Annotated in this window: 18 protein-coding genes and 3 pseudogenes; 8 read left to right on the forward strand and 13 right to left on the reverse strand. The window is 59.4% G+C overall.

Going from position 1 to position 18,020, the window contains the following annotated elements:
• Nucleotides 1-15 precede the first annotated feature (15 nt).
• Nucleotides 16-1,014, reverse strand: a pseudogene (locus AB4O12_RS08010) (FecR family protein); the annotation flags it as partial.
• A 153-nt stretch (nt 1,015-1,167) separates the two neighbouring features.
• On the opposite strand from AB4O12_RS08010, the gene AB4O12_RS08015 reads away from it, so the two are divergent.
• Entirely contained in the window at nt 1,168-1,437 is a 270-nt protein-coding gene (locus tag AB4O12_RS08015) for a PepSY domain-containing protein (protein ID WP_460061248.1), read from the forward strand.
• 70 nt (nt 1,438-1,507) lie between these two features.
• Here the strand turns inward: AB4O12_RS08015 and AB4O12_RS08020 are convergent, their stop codons facing one another.
• Together AB4O12_RS08020 and AB4O12_RS08025 are read right to left on the reverse strand one after the other, a co-directional pair.
• The gene (locus AB4O12_RS08020; protein WP_460061250.1) at nt 1,508-2,041 is read right to left on the reverse strand and encodes a hypothetical protein; all 534 of its coding nucleotides are present in this window, start codon (nt 2,039-2,041) and stop codon (nt 1,508-1,510) included.
• A 32-nt stretch (nt 2,042-2,073) separates the two neighbouring features.
• Nucleotides 2,074-2,865: a hypothetical protein gene (locus AB4O12_RS08025; RefSeq protein ID WP_460061252.1), complete on the reverse strand. Its 792-nt coding sequence runs from the start codon at nt 2,863-2,865 to the stop codon at nt 2,074-2,076.
• A 176-nt stretch (nt 2,866-3,041) separates the two neighbouring features.
• Between AB4O12_RS08025 and AB4O12_RS08030 the strand changes: the two genes are divergently transcribed.
• Nucleotides 3,042-3,455, forward strand: a complete 414-nt coding sequence (locus tag AB4O12_RS08030) for a hypothetical protein (RefSeq protein ID WP_460061254.1) — start codon at nt 3,042-3,044, stop codon at nt 3,453-3,455.
• Here the strand turns inward: AB4O12_RS08030 and AB4O12_RS08035 are convergent.
• From AB4O12_RS08035 to AB4O12_RS08045, 3 genes are all read right to left on the reverse strand, one after another.
• Complete coding sequence (locus tag AB4O12_RS08035) at nt 3,446-4,099, reverse strand: dermonecrotic toxin domain-containing protein (RefSeq protein WP_460061256.1); 654 nt, start codon at nt 4,097-4,099, stop codon at nt 3,446-3,448. The genes AB4O12_RS08030 and AB4O12_RS08035 overlap by 10 nt on opposite strands.
• Before the next feature lie 122 nt (nt 4,100-4,221).
• On the reverse strand, nt 4,222-4,746 hold the full coding sequence (locus AB4O12_RS08040; protein ID WP_460061258.1) for a hypothetical protein: 525 nt from the start codon (nt 4,744-4,746) through the stop codon (nt 4,222-4,224).
• Nucleotides 4,724-6,355, reverse strand: a complete 1,632-nt coding sequence (locus tag AB4O12_RS08045) for a hypothetical protein (protein WP_460061260.1) — start codon at nt 6,353-6,355, stop codon at nt 4,724-4,726. The genes AB4O12_RS08040 and AB4O12_RS08045 overlap by 23 nt, the downstream gene beginning before the upstream one ends.
• A gap of 233 nt (nt 6,356-6,588) precedes the next feature.
• Here AB4O12_RS08045 and AB4O12_RS08050 point away from each other — a divergent pair, with 233 nt between their 5' ends.
• Nucleotides 6,589-7,617, forward strand: coding sequence for an Ldh family oxidoreductase (locus tag AB4O12_RS08050; protein WP_095179972.1), 1,029 nt, complete (start codon nt 6,589-6,591; stop codon nt 7,615-7,617).
• 205 nt (nt 7,618-7,822) lie between these two features.
• Here AB4O12_RS08050 and AB4O12_RS08055 read toward each other — a convergent pair whose 3' ends face one another.
• Nucleotides 7,823-8,140 carry an ElaB/YgaM/YqjD family protein gene (locus tag AB4O12_RS08055; RefSeq protein WP_016774661.1) on the reverse strand — a complete coding sequence of 106 codons (318 nt, stop codon included), beginning with the start codon at nt 8,138-8,140 and terminating at the stop codon, nt 7,823-7,825.
• A gap of 154 nt (nt 8,141-8,294) precedes the next feature.
• On the opposite strand from AB4O12_RS08055, the gene AB4O12_RS08060 reads away from it, so the two are divergent.
• On the forward strand, nt 8,295-8,549 hold the full coding sequence (locus AB4O12_RS08060) for a hypothetical protein (RefSeq protein ID WP_003224595.1): 255 nt from the start codon (nt 8,295-8,297) through the stop codon (nt 8,547-8,549).
• A gap of 6 nt (nt 8,550-8,555) precedes the next feature.
• Here AB4O12_RS08060 and AB4O12_RS08065 read toward each other — a convergent pair whose 3' ends face one another.
• Nucleotides 8,556-9,470: a LysR family transcriptional regulator gene (locus AB4O12_RS08065; RefSeq protein WP_258708175.1), complete on the reverse strand. Its 915-nt coding sequence runs from the start codon at nt 9,468-9,470 to the stop codon at nt 8,556-8,558.
• Nucleotides 9,471-9,554: 84 nt separating this feature from the next.
• Between AB4O12_RS08065 and AB4O12_RS08070 the strand changes: the two genes are divergently transcribed.
• Complete coding sequence (locus tag AB4O12_RS08070) at nt 9,555-10,478, forward strand: carbon-nitrogen hydrolase family protein (RefSeq protein WP_460061264.1); 924 nt, start codon at nt 9,555-9,557, stop codon at nt 10,476-10,478.
• Between the two features lie 147 nt (nt 10,479-10,625).
• On the opposite strand, the gene AB4O12_RS08075 is transcribed toward AB4O12_RS08070, so the two are convergent.
• Together AB4O12_RS08075 and AB4O12_RS08080 are read right to left on the reverse strand one after the other, a co-directional pair.
• Nucleotides 10,626-11,099: an LEA/WHy family protein gene (locus AB4O12_RS08075; protein WP_056785875.1), complete on the reverse strand. Its 474-nt coding sequence runs from the start codon at nt 11,097-11,099 to the stop codon at nt 10,626-10,628.
• A 66-nt stretch (nt 11,100-11,165) separates the two neighbouring features.
• Complete coding sequence (locus AB4O12_RS08080; protein WP_016774665.1) at nt 11,166-12,632, reverse strand: nucleobase:cation symporter-2 family protein; 1,467 nt, start codon at nt 12,630-12,632, stop codon at nt 11,166-11,168.
• Nucleotides 12,633-12,921: 289 nt separating this feature from the next.
• Between AB4O12_RS08080 and zapE the strand changes: the two genes are divergently transcribed.
• The 3 genes and pseudogenes from zapE to AB4O12_RS08095 all read left to right on the forward strand — a co-directional run bounded on the left by zapE (nt 12,922) and on the right by AB4O12_RS08095 (nt 15,335).
• Nucleotides 12,922-14,040, forward strand: a complete 1,119-nt coding sequence (gene zapE, locus AB4O12_RS08085; protein WP_460061268.1) for a cell division protein ZapE — start codon at nt 12,922-12,924, stop codon at nt 14,038-14,040.
• A 17-nt stretch (nt 14,041-14,057) separates the two neighbouring features.
• Nucleotides 14,058-14,639, forward strand: coding sequence for a DinB family protein (locus AB4O12_RS08090; RefSeq protein WP_460061270.1), 582 nt, complete (start codon nt 14,058-14,060; stop codon nt 14,637-14,639).
• Between the two features lie 199 nt (nt 14,640-14,838).
• Nucleotides 14,839-15,335 (forward strand): annotated as a pseudogene (locus AB4O12_RS08095) (GNAT family N-acetyltransferase).
• 116 nt (nt 15,336-15,451) lie between these two features.
• On the opposite strand, the gene AB4O12_RS08100 reads toward AB4O12_RS08095, so the two are convergent.
• The 3 genes and pseudogenes from AB4O12_RS08100 to AB4O12_RS08110 all read right to left on the reverse strand — a co-directional run bounded on the left by AB4O12_RS08100 (nt 15,452) and on the right by AB4O12_RS08110 (nt 17,978).
• On the reverse strand, nt 15,452-15,661 hold the full coding sequence (locus AB4O12_RS08100; RefSeq protein ID WP_310215891.1) for a hypothetical protein: 210 nt from the start codon (nt 15,659-15,661) through the stop codon (nt 15,452-15,454).
• Between the two features lie 176 nt (nt 15,662-15,837).
• On the reverse strand, nt 15,838-17,580 hold the full coding sequence (locus AB4O12_RS08105) for a phosphoethanolamine transferase CptA (protein WP_460061272.1): 1,743 nt from the start codon (nt 17,578-17,580) through the stop codon (nt 15,838-15,840).
• Nucleotides 17,581-17,790: 210 nt separating this feature from the next.
• Nucleotides 17,791-17,978 (reverse strand): annotated as a pseudogene (locus AB4O12_RS08110) (DUF6026 family protein).
• Nucleotides 17,979-18,020 lie beyond the last annotated feature (42 nt).

Below are 18,020 nucleotides of genomic sequence, written 5' to 3' on the forward strand. Positions count from 1 at the left end.
AGGGACGCGGCCTTCAGCTTTCGGCGGGCGTTGCGGCATCGAATTGATTACCGGGTTGCCTTCCTTGTTGCGCGTCAAATAGACCGGCAGCACTTTCGGCAGGCTGTTGGCGAGGTGGTTCATCTCTTTGATGTTGTAGACGCCGCCCACGCGGATCGCGCCGGTACTGGTGTCGGCCAGCATCAACGGCTTGTCGAGGTAACGGTTGATCAGCGGCAGGGCGTCGTGCAGCGCGAGGTTGTCGAGCACCAAACGGCCGCTGCGCCAGGCCAGCGAAGTATCGCCAGGGTAGGTCTGACTGATTTGCGGCGCGTAATCGCCATGCCGGTAGCGCGCCTGCATCGAGGGACTGAGGCGCAGACCGTCGCCAGGCAAGTCGCGATTGCTGCTGACCAGCACCGAACCTTCGATCAGATTGACTCGCACCTGATCTTCGTACATCCACACATTGAACCGCGTACCGGTCACGCGGATCTTGCCGTCGCCGGCGCGAACCACGAACGGATGAGACGCGTCATGGCTGACATTAAAAAACGCCTCGCCCTTGTTCAGGGTGACGCGACGTTCATGTTTGTAATTGCTGAAGCTCAGGTCGGTGTGCAGGTTGAGTTCGAGCTGGCTGCCGTCACTCAGGGTGATCTGACGCACACTGTCGGTGGCGGCGTAATGCTGATAACTGTTGGGCACCCAGCCCAGACTCCAGCCGCTGTAGGCCGCGAGTGGCAAGGCGAGGGCGCAGGCGCCAGCAATGACCGCGAACTTGCGCCACGAACGCGAAGGCTTGCGCTGCGCGGCGAGTGCCTCGGGCTCGGTTCGAGGCAGATCTCCGGCGACTTCCCAGATCTCTTGCATGGCTTCGTATTCGAAGGCGTGCAAAGGATGTGCAGCGTGCCAGGTCTCAAATGCGCGACGCTCCTCGTCCGTGCAGTCAGCGGCGTGCAGACGCATGCACCAGTGCGCGGCGGCATCGGTGATCGCATCGTATTCGGCTTCCGAGAGAGTGTCTTGGGTCATTGACTCGTCCTGATTTCGCTCATTCTAACCTCGCCGGCAGGCTGCCGAGAACATCCGTCATGGCATTTACCCATCAACGTGGAACTTATTTTTCCCTGTGGCGCCCAAAAAAACAGGAAGCAACTGCCTACTATCCATAAATGGAGTGAAAAAATGATCAAAAAGACATTCGCAGCCCTGATCGCCACTGCTGGTTTGCTCGGTGCCGGTGCCGCTCTGGCGGACAAGCCCGGCGCAGGCTGGATCACCATCGAAAAAGCCATCGAGGTCGCCAAGACCAAAGCCGGCTATGTCGAAGTCTATGAGATCGACGCCGATAATGACGGCTACTGGGAAGGCAAAGGGCGCAAGGCCGATGGCACCGCCTACGAGTTCCGCATCGACGGCGCCTCGGGCAATGTGCTGCGCGAACAGAAGGACTAACCGACCGTAATCACTTTTGACTCTGGTCATGAGCAATGCGCTGGCGTTACGCCGGCGCATTTTTTTGTCGTCACGCCAGCGCTTGCGAGGATCCCGCCTGATCTGCAACCGGCGCCGATAGCGGTATGGGCGCGGGAAGCGGGTCGAGCTGACGACCCAGTTCGCTGATGAGCAGGGCGATCGAGTCGGCGTTGGCGAGCATCACGTCGACCCGCGCATCTGCTGAAACAGGACTGCGAAACGCTCGGCGCGCGTCTGCAAGGTTTGTGGTTTTGGTAAGGCTGAGGATTTTCAGGTAATCCGCGGCATGCGTCGGCATTTTGTCCAGATCGGTCCAGACGTGGTTATCGGATTTCACCGCAAACAGGTGCGAGAGATTGCCGTAGCGCGACAATAACCTGCGATAACGTTCAAGCGAGTCCTTGGCCGCTTGCCCCTCTGCCGTCGTCGTGTCGATAAGGTCGAGATAAGGCCCCATGGCCTGGACCGTCACCAGATCTTCGCTGTCGCAAACCAGATGCGAGAGTTCATGGATAATCGTTACCGCGCGTGCGTGTGAATCAACATTGAATCGAGGAGGCAGATGGGCGGTGTATTTGTCCATTCTGGGATTGAAAAAAACCTCGGTGAGATGAATTATTTTTTGTTTGTCCTGTTTGAAAACGAAAGCAACGGTATTGGCGCTGCCAGGCCATTCAGACCAGTAAAGAGGCGCTCGGTGTAGAGCAAATCATCTTTTGGGTTCGTCAATTCCTGGCAGACAGGAATTATCACTTTCTCGAGTTTTGTGAGCAGCAAGGGCGTTACCTCATGCACCTCGAAGAACTCCTTCAAAACCGTCTCCAGCCGTGTGCCCGCAGGATGGCTGCGCTGTGTAACGTAGTTATGCAGGCAGTTGACTGCGTATTCTCTTGCACGGTTTACGGCTTGCTGTATCACGAACGCCCTGGCCGGATAGCGACGGTGGATCTGGGCCATGCCTCTGGCCTGGATATACATTTCTATTGAGCGGTTTTCCTCGACTTCATGTTGAGCAGGGTCACGACGTTTTGATCGGCAGCGATGAACCGGCTGGCTGGCGCTTGCAACGACCAGACGGGCATTTTTCTCTTCGAGTGCCGGCCCCTGACTGCCGTCTTTTTTGCGCAAATACCAGTTTTTTTCGAGCTGGACTGCCGGATACACCTTGCCGGCAATGGCGGCGTATTTCTGCGTCGTTGACGAATCCCCATAGACCAGCTTATTGGCATCAAGCTTGAGGGATTCCAGCGCCGTACTGCTTTCAAAGGGCTGCAAATCAATCCGAGCGGGCGTGACGGGCGACACCTTTGCCCAGCCAGAGGCGACTTGCACCGCTGTGGCTGTACCCGCAGGTGCTTGCGCCTCTGCGGCAATTCGGAGCCGGCCGTTTCTGCCTCGCTTTCCCATGACAGACGTCCCAGGCTGAAGAGGGTAATCGCCCCTGCGATGAAGCTTTTCAGGGCATTTGCCCAGTGGTGATCCTGAAGGCCTTCGGCGGACGCCTTGAAGTCCTGGTAGCTTCGCCACAGAAAAAAACCGGACGCGAGTTTGCCCGGTAGCAAGTGTGGCACCAGGCGCACGCCGTGACTGAAGAGAAACTTCACCGCTTCCCAATCCGCTTGGCCATTGACCTGTGGCTGGCTGCGCAACAGTTGCGGCAGAAGGCTCAAAGTGTCCTGGTGAAACCGCTCGAGCACGTTGCCATTGATGGGCGCGCCATGAAGAGTGATTTCACTGTCTTTGCCGATCGTTGTTTTCAACAGACTTTTGAATACCGCCTGCTGAGCCTCAGGCAGACGCCGGATAATCAAATCCTGGAAGTGCCCGGGGGTATTCAGTGCTTCGATCAGCTGCGCTTCGTTTTCGAATTCGCGAAACACATACCTGGAGTAAGGCGCATAGAGGATCCGGGGGCCTGTTTGCCCTGCGCCCGGACCGAAGACATACAAACCGAGTGTGTCGACGCAATCAGCGCCTGGGGTCTTGATCAACGATAGCGGACGAGGCGATGGCATGAGCGCCCTCGACCCGCAGCGCGCGCTATCGCGTCGGGCATGTCGAGGACCTGGCAAATGTAGTCATAGCCGGTATCCGAGAGCTGTTGCTGCAATTTCATCGAGTGGGCGTGTTGCATCAATTGCCAGGGCAACTGGCGCAAGAAGCGTTCTTTGCTGGTGCGAGCAGACAGGCTGTCGGCTGACAGCGCTTCGGTGACTTTCGCGGTGTAGGTGGTAGCAACATCAAGAGATTGCGGTAATTGCCGTACCGCGGCCTGGGCAAACTCTTTTGGTAAGGCTGTGGCCGTTGTCGAGGCGACTTTGAAACCGCTGCCCTGCACGACGTTGTAGTGATGCAAGGCAAATTCCAGCAAGTTGCAGGCAGGGCCGGCCAATATCAGATTGGGGTGATCCGGATGTCCTGTGGCTTGAGCCCGTTGCACTGGAAAGCGGGCATCGAGCAGAGTTTTGAGAGTCTGCTCGATATGAGTGGCCAGCGCCGGGACCTCATCGAGGAAATCCTTGCCATCGATGAACGCATGCCGCAGTTCATCCAGCAGCGCGGAGTTGCGTGCGTTGCTCCGTCGCCGAGGCCATGCGCAACCAGTCCGGGTAATCCAGATGACGCGAAAGGGTGCGTGCAAGATCGATCGCGCGTCGCAGGTTGGTATCGATGACAGCATTCTTCATTTCATCAAGGAAGCTCGCCAATGTCTTTGGCTCCTTGATGCAAACTCGCAGCAGTTCACATTCTGCCAGGAACTGTTCAATGGCAGATTGCAGTGCGGTCTCGGGAGACACTGCCATTAATCAATTGAAACTCGCCCAGTGTGTATTGCTGGTCCAGTCTGTGTTGCGCCTTTGGCAGATTTTCCAGCAGCGTGTGACTCTGGTTATTGTCGTCCAGCCGTTGCTGCAATTGCTTTTGCGCATTGGCGATGTCGTCAAACAACTCCAGGCCCAGGGCCGGTGTCCAGAGGATGGCGCGCCCGGAATGTTTCACGTCCATGCCGCCGCGCTCGGTCAGCAGCACACAGTGAGCGAGCGGCAGCGCAGCGTTGGGCTCGGCCCCGATGAGGGTCAGTGACCAGGCATCGGGGCGAAAACCATTGAGTGACTGGCGGTCCCTGCGTGTCGGGTGCCTGGAATCGAACACGGTGTCGACGATCTTTCGTTCCGCCTCCAGCCATGACCCGCTGAGGCTGCGCAGGTACGCCTCACCACGCAGGCCGTCTTCGAATGCCTGGGCCAGTTTCCACAGAATGCCTTCAAAAGACGCGCTGTTCGGCACCGTGCGCGGTCGGCTGGTCTTTGAAGTGGCTGGTCAGATTATCCAGCGTCCGTCCCAGAAGTGCCGCCTGCTGCGCAGCCTTGTCTGCCTGCACGAGTGACGATGGCGGTGTACTGGTAAACAACGGCCGGGTACTCCAGCGCTGATTGACGTCGAGCTTGAGCAGCCGTTCATGAATCATTGAGCGGATATCCAGCGCCTTGTCGAAGAGCGCATGGATGTCAGTGGTGCGCTCGCTCTGACGAAAACGCTGCAGAACGAATTCAACGTTCTGACGTTGCTTGGTGATGATGGCCTCAAACAGCGTGGTCATGATCTCACCGCCAATGTTTTCCCCGGATACCTGCGCGTTAGCGAAGCCAAGGTAACGATTGCGTTCTTGCAGATTCATCAGCCCGTAGAGTTCGTCTTCGTGTCCGGCAGCCCGCATTTTCGCGGTCAGTGTCTGTTTGAGATCCGCGTAGTCGGCGAGTACCTGCAGGCCCTGGCTGGGCGTATAGAGATAAGCCTTGTCGTGATTGATCATCAGTGAACCGGCCAGCTCGACACAGGCTGTCTCTTCACTCAAACACACGGTTTCAAACGTTGGCCGCCGTACCGCAACGGTTGGCTCACGTACCAGGCTGTGCAGGGCGTCGAACTCGCTGGCGGTGAGGATCTGCGTTTCGCGCTTGATCATCAGATCCGCGCGCGCCTGATCCTGCAACGTCTGGCTGAAGAAAGTACGTCTGGGCGAGCCTTCGAATGAGGCGCCGTTCCAAAACACCTCAAGCTGTCGAAACAACAGCATGGTCAGTTTTCCCGACGCCGACTTGATCGCATTGGTCCAGGCAGACTGATCGTCTTCGCGTACCGAACGGGCGGGATGGGTGAATTCTACGACCTGACCGTGGGGCCAGCCCTGACGGTGAAAGTGCACCAACAGCGCTTCAGTCAGCGACAGCGAGTCGACCCACTGTTTCCCATCCGAAGAAGTCACCGAATAGAAACCGACCCGGGTAAGCGACTGTTGCAAGGCGCCAAAATGCGCCTCGAGCAGTTCGTCGAGAATCTTTTCCAGCAGCGTTGCAAGGGATGGCAGGCGTTTGAGTTCGTCCAGCAAGTCACGGGCGCACCTCTCCAGAGAGTCGCCGATTGCCAATTGCTGGTCCTCGAACACATCACCTTCGATGGTTTCGCAGGTCAGGGTGATACTGCGTTTTTCCACCAGTTCCTTGCGCAATGAAACCGAGAGGAAAGCCAGCAGATCATCGTTTTCCCTGGCGCTGTCGAGGCGTTTCTGCAGGGCATCAGTCAGGGCTTGCCGGTCTGCGAATTTTTTCAGGCCATCGTAGGGCGTATAGAGGAACACGCCGTTGTCATCCGGCCCTGCGCTGAGTATGAAGCTGCCTGCCAGCGGCACGGCCAGTTGCTTGTCGGCGTTGAGCAGGATGCGTTCGGCCAGCATTGGCGGGGTTTGCTTGTTGCGCAGTGATTGCGTAGCGAGTTGCGCATGTGCAAGCCAGTCGAAGTCTTTGCTGTTGAGACCGTGTGCCGGACCGAGGTCAGCGTGCAGGCCGGGTGAATCGAATATCACTGGAAACAACAGCGGGGCAGTCGGGGTGGACATCATTGCAACTCTGAACAGGGCGCCATTGGGCTGGAACTCAACAGTAAATGCGCAGAGTGGAGCACTTGCGGTAGACAGTTACCGCACCTGCCGAGAACAAAATGTGCATCAGGGCGCGCCAACCCATGGCAATGAATCGAAGGGTTGACAGCCGGCAGCTTGGACAGGGTTAATCGGTGGGCAAAATCGACCGTACGCTGTTGTTCCCTCCAATAATCATTCTGGAGCTTCAGATGTCTGCGCCACACGATCATGGCTCGTCCACAGTGTCCCTCGAAGCACTGACGCAATTGCTTGAAACGATTTTTCTGCGCCACGGCACCTCCAGCGAAGTCGCACGGGTACTCGCCGTCAACTGCGCCAACGCCGAACGCGACGGCGCTCATAGTCATGGCGTGTTTCGCATCCCCGGTTATGTCTCGACGCTGAAAAGCGGCTGGGTCAATGGCCATGCCGTGCCACAGGTTGAAGATGTCGCGCCGGGGTTTGTCCGGGTTGACGCTGGCAACGGTTTTGCCCAGCCAGCGTTGGCAGCGGCCCGACCACTGCTGATCGAGAAGGCGCGTCATGCCGGGATCGCGGTGCTGGCGATTCGCAACTCGCATCATTTCGCCGCTTTGTGGCCGGATGTCGAGCCCTTCGCCGACGAAGGTCTGGTGGCGCTGAGCGTGGTCAACAGCATGACCTGCGTGGTGCCCCATGGCGCTGATCGGCCATTGTTCGGTACCAATCCGATTGCCTTCGCCGCGCCAAGGGCCAACGCCGCGCCGATTGTGTTCGATCTTGCCACCAGCGCCATCGCCCATGGCGATGTGCAAATTGCAGCGCGCAAAGGTGAAAAACTCCCGGCCGGCATGGGTGTCGACAGCCTCGGCCAGCCGACCCAGGACCCCAAAGCGATTCTGGAAGGTGGAGCGCTGTTGCCGTTTGGCGGGCACAAAGGCTCGGCGCTGTCGATGATGGTCGAGTTGCTGGCGGCGGCATTGACCGGCGGCAATTTCTCATTCGAGTTTGACTGGTCCAACCATCCCGGCGCGAAAACGCCATGGACCGGCCAGCTGTTGATCGTCATCGACCCGAGCAAAGCGGCGGGGCAGAGCTTTGCCCAGCGCAGCGAGGAATTGGTACGGCAGATGCACGGGGTCGGGCTCAAGCGCCTGCCGGGGGATCGCCGGCATTTGCAGCGCAGTCGATCAATGGCGCAAGGGATCGTACTGGATGAGCAGACGCTGGGGCAGCTGCGGGAGTTGGCGGGGGAGTGAGTCTTTTGTTGTTCTGACGATTGCAGTGACAAGGTCAAAAAGCCCCTCACCCTAGCCCCCCCTCTCCCGGGGGAGAGGGGACTGACCGCGTGGTTGGCGAGGTACGCCGACTTGGGATACCGAGGTGAATTCAGTAATCGAAAAGCAAAGCGGTGGGCATAAAAAAAGCGAACCGGAAGGCTCGCTTTTTTTATAGCGCTGGAACTCAGCGACGGCCGAGCAGCAGGCCCACCACCAGGCCGAAACCGGCGGAGATCGCCACGGTTTGCCAAGGGTGACCACCGATGTAGTTTTCGGTGGCTTCGACGGCGGGTTTGGTGCGATCGCGCACGCTGGACACCGAATCCAGTGCCAGCTGCAGTTTCTGGGCGATTTGTGCACGCAGCGTTTCTGCTTCTTCGCCGACCAGTGAAGCGCTGCTCTTGAGCAGTTTGTCCGATTCTTCGATCAGAGCCTGAAGCTCGCTGAAAGCTTGATCCTTGATTTGCTCTTCGGCAGCTTGCGAGGCGGTTTTACGGGCCATTGGGTGACTCCTTGCAGGTGAATGGACAGTGACCAATGGAGTGTAGCGGCAGGCGAAAAGTTGCATGTCATTCGTGGAGAAGGGAAAAACCTGCACCGGAGATTTCCATCGAGCGTGTAAGATGTCGCCATTTTACGCAGCAGGATAAATCCCCATGAGTTTCAATCTGGCCGACAAATCCCTCGCAGAGCGCGCAGCGCTGGAAGATGAGAAATCCCGTCTGTTCGAACTCTGGCAGAACAATCTGGGCAAAGCCAAAGGCGAAGCCGCGCGCTTGTTTGGGGAGCGCTCCAAGCGCAAGGGCAAATGGGCCGAGTGGGTCCGCGCCGAACTGGACGGCATGTCGCCGCCGGAGTTCGCCAACATGGTGCGCAGTGAAGTCAATCGCCTGATGGCGGCGAACAAATAATCCGCTTCACGCCTGGCTGAACGTGGCGGCAATCGCTTCGCGAACCTTGACCAGCACCGGATCGATCTGCGTGCTGGTGCGCCAGCCCAGTTCCACCGGATAGCGCGGTAAAGCCAGAGGGCAGGGCAGCAACGCCAGCCCGCTCAGCGTCGCGATGCTTGCGGCGGCATGGGCCGGGATGGTCGCCACCGCCTGACTGCCCTTGAGCAGAAAGGGCAGCGCGGCGAAATGCGTGGTCGACGCGCAGACTCGCCGGCTCAAACCCACTGCCGCCAATCCCTCATCGGTAATGCCGATAAAGCCGCCCGACGACACCAGAATGTGCTCGCGTTCAACGAACTCTTGCAACGCGATCTGCTGTTGGCCTGGCGCGAGACTGGCCGGGTCGACCAGACACGCATAGCCGCCTTCCCCCAACACCTGACGACTGAGCAGGCGCTCGGAAAAGCCGCCGGCAGTGATCGCCAGGTCGATGCTGCGTTCCATCAGCGCGCGGGCAACGATCTGGCTGTGGGTCTGGCGAAATATCAACCGCAGCTTCGGCGCACGGCGGGCGATTTCCTCGATCAAGTGGCGCCCGTAGGCAATTTCAAAATCATCTGACAGACCGATCGCCACCGAACGTCCTTCGTATTGATTGGCCGCCGGATCGAGCATGGCCAGACTTTGCCGGCATTTGTTGAGCGCATCGCTGATCACCGGTTTCAGCTGATTGGCTTGCAGGGTCGGCGCCAGTCCGCGGCCGGTGCGCACGAACAACTGATCGCCATACACCTCACGCAAGCGGCGCAATGCCGCGCTGACTGCCGATTGCGTTACGCCCAGGCGCAGGGCGGCGCGACTGGCACTGGATTCATCGTGCAGTGCTTCGAAGACTTTCAGCAGGTTGAGGTCAATGTCGGCGATATTCATTTGGCTCATATCATTCAGCAGTCGGCAGGGCTTTATTCATGATCGCGTGACGCTGGAGAATCGGCAACACCTGAACCTGAAGGAGTAAACACGATGGCCAAATCCATAGTGGCGGCGTTGCAGATCGGTGCATTGCCCGGCGGCAAAGGCGAAACCCTTGAACAGATCCTTGCTTGGGAAGACGCAATCCGCGAATCCGGCGCCGCGTTGGTGGTGATGCCGGAAGCCTTGCTCGGCGGCTACCCGAAGGGCGAGGGCTTCGGCACCCAATTGGGCTACCGACTGCCCGAGGGGCGTGAGGCGTTCGCACGTTATTTTGCCAACGCCATCGATGTACCGGGCGCCGAAACCGAAGCGCTGGCCGGATTGTCAGCGCGCACCGGAGCCAATCTGGTGATCGGCGTGATCGAGCGCGCTGGCAGCACGTTGTATTGCACGGTGCTGTATTTCGATCCGCAGGCCGGGCTGCTCGGCAAACACCGCAAGCTCATGCCCACCGGCACCGAGCGACTGATCTGGGGCAAGGGTGACGGCTCGACGCTGCCGGTGTTCGACACCCAGGTCGGCAAGCTTGGCGCCGTGGTCTGCTGGGAAAACATGATGCCGCTGCTGCGCACGGCGATGTATGCCAAGGGCGTTGAGGTCTGGTGCGCGCCGACCGTGGACGAGCGCGAGATGTGGCAGGTCAGCATGCGCCACATCGCCCACGAAGGCCGCTGTTTCGTGGTCAGCGCCTGTCAGGTGCAGGCCTCGCCGGATGATTTGGGGGTGGAGATTGCCAATTGGCCGGGTGATCGACCGTTGATTGCCGGTGGCAGCGTGATCGTCGGTCCGATGGGCGATGTGCTGGCGGGGCCGTTGCGCGGGGAAGCGGGTTTGCTCACGGCGGAAATCGACACTGATGAACTGATCCGCGCGCGGTATGACTACGATGTGGTCGGCCACTACGCGCGGCCGGATGTCTTCGAGTTGACCGTTGATGAGCGTGCGAAGCCGGGGGTGCGGTTCAACTCCTGACCTTGAAACTTGCAGAGAACCTGTGGGAGCGAGCCTGCTCGCGAAGACGTAGGCAGCATGAGCGTCGTAGTCGCCTGAAACACTGCCTTCGCGAGCAGGCTCGCTCCCACAGGGGTTGTGTGTTGTTCTGCCGATTGAGACCGCTGACTACCAGGTCGCCGCACTCGCCTTGGGCAGGCTCAACTTGCCGCTGTCGGTAAAGCGCATCGTGCCAAACAACCCGCCCGCCAGTTTGCCGCGCAGCACGTAGGGCAGATTATCGAGGCTTTGCGTCTGGCTCAGCCCCAATGTCTGGCGCAGCACCGAGAACGCCGAGACGCTGACCGGCACCGTGACAATGGCTTCAGAGAAACGCGGGATCGAGCCGCTCTGATCGCTCACACCCGAAGCCAGCGAATGACCATTGACCTCCAGATCCAGCGCGATGCCGTTGTAATCGATCGCCGTTTCATTGGGGTTCTGTACGCGCAGCTTGATCGCGAAGCGTACTTCCAGTTCCTGGCTGGGTAACGGTTCGAGGCCGACCACGTTGATGTTCACCGGATCGCGGTTGGGAAACAGCGCGCAGGCGCTGAGCGACAACAGCACAAGCGACAGGATGACGGCGTGGACGCGGCGCATAAAAATCTCTCGACAAAAAAGGGCTGAACCGTCGCCGGTGCAGCCCTTTTTTTTCGAGGCGTGACGTCAGCGGTTCAACTGTGCGACAGCCGCCGCTTGGCCGGGTTCACCTTTGGCGGCGACGTCGGGGTTTTCCATGACCTGCAGAATCGACGCTTCCGGGTCGAAATCATCTTCTTCCAGCTCGATGAATTCTTCCGGCAGGAAGATGTTCAGCACGATAGCGCACAACGCACCGACAGTGATTGGCGATTCGAAGATGTTGCGCAGCGCTTGCGGCAGTTCGCGCAGGACTTCCGGCACCGCCGCGATGCCCAGGCCCATGCCCAGCGAGATCGCCACGATCAGCATGTTGCGTCGATGCAGGCCGGCCTCGGCGAGGATCTTGATCCCGGCCACGGCGACGGTGCCGAACATCACCAGCTCAGCGCCGCCCAGCACCGGTTTCGGCATCAGTTGCAGCACCGCGCCGATCATCGGGAACAAACCGAGCAACACCAGCAGCCCGGCGATGAAAAACGCCACGTAGCGGCTGGCCACGCCGGTCAACTGGATCACGCCGTTGTTCTGCGCAAAGGTCACCATCGGCATGCTGTTGAACACTGCCGCCATGGCCGAGTTGAGACCATCGGCGAGCAGGCCGGATTTGATCCGGCGGATGTACAACGGGCCTTTGACCGGTTGCCGCGAGATCATCGAGTTGGCGGTCAGGTCACCAGCCGCTTCCAGCGGCGACACGAGGAAAATCACCGCCACCGGCACGAACGCCACCCAATCGAAGTTGAAACCGTACTTGAACGGCACCGGCACGCTGACCAGCGGCACTTCGGGCATCGAAGCGAAATCCACCGTGCCCATCAGCCATGCCACCACGTAGCCGAGCGTCAGGCCGATGACGATCGCGCCCAGGCGCAGAAACGGCACGTCGACTCGGTTCAGCACAACGATGGTGCCGATCACCAGCGCCGCCAGAAACACATGGCTGGCCGCGCCAAGATCTGGCGCACCGAAGCCGCCGGCGATGTCGGTCATCGCCACTTTGATCAGCGACAGGCCCATCAGCGTGATGATCGTGCCGGTGACTACCGGGGTGATCAGCATGCGCAGCTTGCCGATGAACTGGCTGAGCACCACTTCGATGAAGGCAGCGAAGAAGCACACGCCGAAGATCGTCGAGAGGATTTCGTCAGTGCCACCGCCACGCGCCTTGACCATGAACCCGGCGCTGAGAATCACACTGATAAAGGAAAAACTGGTGCCTTGCAGACACAGCAGACCGGAACCCACCGGGCCGAAGCGCTTGGCCTGGACAAAGGTGCCAAGGCCGGAGACGAACAGTGCCATGCTGATCAGGTAGGGGATTTCACTGTGCAGACCGAGGGCGCCGCCCATGATCAGGGTCGGGGTAATGATGCCGACGAAACTCGCCAGCACGTGCTGCAACGCGGCGAACACCGTGGCGGTCAGGTGCGGACGGTCGTTGAGGCCGTAGATCAGGTCGTTGTTGCGCGGGGTTTTGTCAGAGGCGGTCATGGTGATGTGCGCGCCGCAAGGCGGGGCCGGGTCAGAAAATGGGTGCGCAGAATGCCGGAAGAGGGCGGCGAGGGCAACGAGCAATAACTGCCTGAAAGGTCAGGTTTTGTTGCCTCTCCCTTGTTCTGATCGTTCCCATGCTCCGCGTGGGAATGCAGCCCAGGACGCTCCGCGTCCCTTCCAGAGCTGGAACGCGGAGCGTCCCTTGAGGCATTCCCACGCAGAGCGCGGGAACGATCATGCGTGCGTCGATCAGCAATGGCCAATCGCCCGTGGCATACTCCCGCGCATGACTTTCGACTCTCCCCTCAGTGCCTGGCAATACGCGGTCGACCACAAGGGTTTCATTCAGGATGAATCCCAGGAACACGCAGTCTGGGCCTTGCAAAAATGCCATGAAGCCTTGCACGCCGGTGCCCCTTCGATCAGCGGCGTGTACCTGTGGGGGCCGGTCGGGCGCGGCAAGACCTGGTTGATGGATCAGTTCTACCAGAGCCTGCGCGTGCCGGCGCGGCGTCAACACTTTCATCACTTCATGGGCTGGGTGCATCAGCGTTCGTTTCAACTCAGTGGCATCGCCGATCCGTTGCGCGCTTTGGCCAAAGAGCTGGCCGCTGAAGTGCGCGTGCTGTGCTTCGATGAACTGTTCGTCAATGACATCGGCGACGCGATCATTCTCGGCCGGCTGTTTCAGGTGATGTTCGAGGAAGGCGTAGTGGTGGTCTGCACGTCCAACCTGCCGCCTGATGATCTGTACGCGGACGGCTTCAATCGCGACCGTTTCACGCCGGCGATTGCGGCGATCAAGGCACACATGACAGTGGTGGCGGTGAATGGCGCCGAGGATCATCGCTTGCATCCCGGAGCGATTGAGCAGCGCTATTTTGTCAATGAAGCCGATTCACCGAGCGCACTGGGTGCCGTGTTCAAGTCGCTGGCTGCAGATGAGACTGTCAGCGATGAGCCAGTCGCCGTGGGCCATCGCACGCTCAACGTCGTGCAAGCCAGCGAATCGGTGCTGTGGTGCCGCTACAGCGGTCTGTGCGAACAACCTTTCGCCGCCATGGACTTCATTGCCCTGTGTGATCGCTACCGGGCTATTCTGTTGAGCGAAGTGCCGAACCTCAGCGCACAAAAACGCGAAGGGCGCATTGCGCGGGGCACCGAAGATGGCGCTGAGCGCGTGGTCGCCGGTGACCGGGAATTGCCGCAGTTATCGGTGCATGACGATGGCGTTCGCCGCTTTATCGCGCTGGTCGACGAATGCTACGACCGCAAGGTGCCGCTGTACGTCGAGGCAAGCGTACCGATGGAAGCGCTGTACACCGAGGGCTATCTGGAATTCCCGTTCCGCCGCACCCTCAGCCGTTTGCAGGAGATGCAATTGCAGCGTTTCGCCGAAGCTTGAAAGAAGAGGGCGCCGACATGAGTCAACCGCTGTCCCATCATTTGCTGACCATGGCCTATCAGAATGCCTGGGCCAATCACCGCCTGGCAAAGGCCTGGAGCCAGCTCGACACCACTGAACTGGCGGCGCCACGGGTGAACTTCTTCCCCAGCATCCGCCTCACGCTCAATCACATCCTCACCTGCGACTGGTTCTACGTCGACGCGCTGGAGCGGGAATTGCGCGGTGACGAGCCACACCCTGATTGCTATGTTTTCTTCAATGCAGACGAGCCGTTTACCGAGGCTGCGGCGCTGCGTGCAGAACAGGCCCGCGTTGATCGCCGGCTGATCGCCTATTGCGAGCAACTGCGCGATGCCGACCTGTCGAGAATCGTCACCATCGCCCGTGACATGCCGCAACATGACAGCCGCCTGCGCATGCTCTCGCACCTGTTCGAGCACCAGCTCCATCATCGTGGCCAGGTGCACGCCATGCTCAGCGGCACGGCGGTCAAGCCACCGCAACTGGATGAATTTTTCTGTGTCGGCGAAAGCGCATTGCGCGCCGAAGATTTCGCCGAACTGGGCTGGACCGAAGAGCTGATCTGGGGCCACTGACGCAAAAGATCGCAGCCTCGTTGCACTCGTCAGCTCCTACGGTCCGATATGTGTAGGAGCTGACGAGTGCAACGAGGCTGCGATCTTTTGATCTTCAGCTTTTCAAGTTGCCCTCTCCGGCGCACCCAAGCTAAGGTCCCCCCCAGGCCTTTCAGCTAGCACCTTGCGCGCCGGGGCTTTTTGCTTATCGGGGATGGAAATGGATTCCGCAGAAATACTCGTACTTCAGGCCAGCTACAGCAACCCGGTGCACGCCGAAGCCATCGGCATCGTGCTCAACCACTACGCCGAAGATCCCATGGGCGGCGGTCATCCGATCGCGCCCGAACTGCTGCAACGCCTGCCCGAAGAACTCGCCCGCCGCCCGCATGCCTTCAGCGTGCTGGCCTTCGTCGGCGGTGAACCGGCCGGGCTGGTCAACTGCTTTGAAGGCTTCTCCACTTTCGCCTGCAAACCGCTGGTCAACGTTCACGACGTCGCCGTGGTCGGCAAATTTCGCGGCCTGGGGCTCAGTCAAAAATGCTGCAGAAGGTAGAAGAGATCGCCCGTCAGCGCGGCTGCTGCAAAATCACCCTGGAAGTGCTGGAAGGCAATGCGGTGGCGCAGGGTTCATATCGCAAATTCGGCTTTGCACCGGGAATGTTCAATCCAGATCACGGGCGGATGCTGTTCTGGATAAAGGATTTACAGGCCTGAAGGCTCCTCACCGCCAATCACCAACATAAAAAAAGGCGCCCCGATCAGGGCGCCTGAACTGTCATCTTCCGGGCCAGAGCGGAGCCACGGAAGGTCCATCGGTTGCTCGGTAAAGCTCAGTCGCGATAGGACTCGGTCACCTGCGCCGTCTGGTCAGCAGGGACGCGAATTTCTCTCGCACTGGCGTCGGCCTTTTGCTCGCTTTGCGCGTGCTGGACCGGGAAATTGTCGTAGTAATAACGCATGCGTTCGGCACCGCCTTCAGCGAAGGCGCTGGTGGAGCCGAGGGCGAGCAGGGTGGTGAGAATGAAGGTAATGGTTTTCATGGTGCCTCCTACTGAACAAGTGGGAGTCGGTTCGTCCGTGAAGCAGACCGCGAAAGAAGTGTGCGTCGCGGCCATTAACAATGGGTTAACGCTGGTTCAGCGCAAATATTGCGGCGTATTACAGAAACAACGCGGTCGATAGGCACAAAAAAGGGCCTTCTCGGCCCTTTGTCGTTTTACTTCTGCGCGACTTCCGCCGGATCAGGGTGTTTGGGCTTCATCAAACTGAAGTCAATCAACGCTCGCCTCGGCGCCTGGTACGGGTCGCCAATCAACAGCTTGCGCGGTACAAAGCTGTCGCTGACCAGGCTCTTGCTGCGATCCAGTTCATCGGAACTCAACCCGGCCAGATCCGCCCAGGTGTGAATGAGTTGCGAGCTGCTGTACGGGCGGCTGAGGTCGCCGGCGAAGTTCCAGTCGTGGTTTTCCTTCCACTTCGGCGAGGCCCAGGCCATGAACGGGATGGTGTACATCGGCGCGGTCGGTTTGTTTTCGTTGCGCCCCAGCGTGCCGTGACCGGCGGAGTCGAAGACATCTTCACCGTGGTCGGAGAGGTACAGCAGGAAGCCATTCGGGTCGGTCTTGGCGTAGTCCTTGATCAGGCTTGAGACCACGAAGTCGTTGTACAGCACGGCGTTGTCGTAGCTGTTGTAGGTCGGCACCTGATCGTCACGCACGCCAGCCGGAACGCCCTGGCGATCCTTGAACTTGTCGAACGTCGGCGGATATCGGTACTGGTAGCTCATGTGCGTGCCGAGCAGGTGCACGACGATCAGCTTGCGCGGCGCCGCATCGGCCAGCGCCTTGTTGAACGGCTCGATGACGTCGCCATCGTACTGCGCCGAGTTCTGGTTGCGGTTGTTGTTCAGGTACACCTGCTCGTCGGCCTGTTCGGAGAAGGTCGTGAGCATGGTGTTGCGCTTGGTCATGGTCTGCTGGTTGGTGATCCAGAAAGTCTTGTAACCGGCCTGTTTCATCACGCTGACCAGCGATGGCGTCGACAGGTACAGGTCGGGGTTCTGCTCGTCAGCGAAGGTCAACACTTGCTGCAGCGCTTCGATGGTGTAAGGGCGCGGGGTGATGACGTTGTCGAAGATCGCCAGTTGATCCTTGAGTTTGTCCAGTTCCGGCGTGGTGCTGCGCGGATAACCGTAGAGGCTCATGCGCTGACGGTTGGTCGATTCGCCGATCACCAGCACCAAAGTCGCCGGTTGCCCGGCCGAGGCGTCCTTGAGGTTTTTCAGCGGCGGGATCTTGCTGGCACTGTCGAGCATGCCTTGCATGTCCCCCAGCGTTTCCAGATAGCGGTGATAGGCCACGGCCATCTGCCACGGCACGGCGGGCTCGATGCGGGTTTCGAATTTCTCGAAGCCTTCGGCGAAATTGCCCATGCGCATGGTTTGTTTGATCAGCGGGTAGCCGGCGACGGCGATCACGATTGCGGTGGCTGCAACCAGTGCGCGACCACGGGGCATGTACACCGGGCGCAGGCGCGTCCACAGAAAGTAGGCGAACGCGGTATGGGCGAGGAACGCCGGGATCATCCACCAGGCGAAATACTGCGTCATGTACTCGCCCGCTTCCGACACGTTCGACTCGAACATGATGAAGATGACGCTCTGCGAGAATTCCTGTTGATAAATGAAGAAGTAACCCAGGCTGGCCATTGAGCAAGCCCACAGCACCACACCGATGATTGCCGCAAGCAGACGCGTCTGTTTGGGGAACAGCAGCATCGGCGCCAGCCACAGCGCGCTCATCACGAATGCCTGACGGAATCCCGTGAAACCAGACGTGCCGGTCAGCTGGATCAGCAGTTGAGTGATGCCCGAGAAGTACCAGAAGAAGACGAACAACCAGATGAATCCGGCCCAGTCGAAACCGGTCGCAGTCGTTTTGCTGCGTTTGAACAATGCCATTCAGCGCTCCAGCTCAATCATCAGACCCACGCCGGAACGCTTCCATGACACCGACGAACAGAGGCCGTACACGCAGGCACGGCCAGAATGGGGCGAAGTATCCCCAAGGGCTTGTGAAAGATTTGTTAAGCGCCGCTGTTGGTGTGTATCAAGCGGTCAGAGGTGCAACGTGTCGGGAACGACGAGGGCCGTTCCCGAAGCAGGCGGGGATCAGGCGTGGGGTGAGCGCTGCACAACCGGACGCGGAATGGTTGCGGCTGCGAGCCCTGGGTCAGTGCGCGCAATTGCGCCAATTCGTGCTTCAACTGGTCGCGCTCGTCTTTCAACTGGCGCAATTCATCGCGACGGATCGTAACGTAGAGGGTTTGTGGCGGCATTGCTGTATGTACTGTGCCCATTGCTCACCTCGCAAATGGCGTGCATCAACTGTAAGTCACTCC

The organism is Pseudomonas sp. S2_A05, assembly GCF_054668485.1.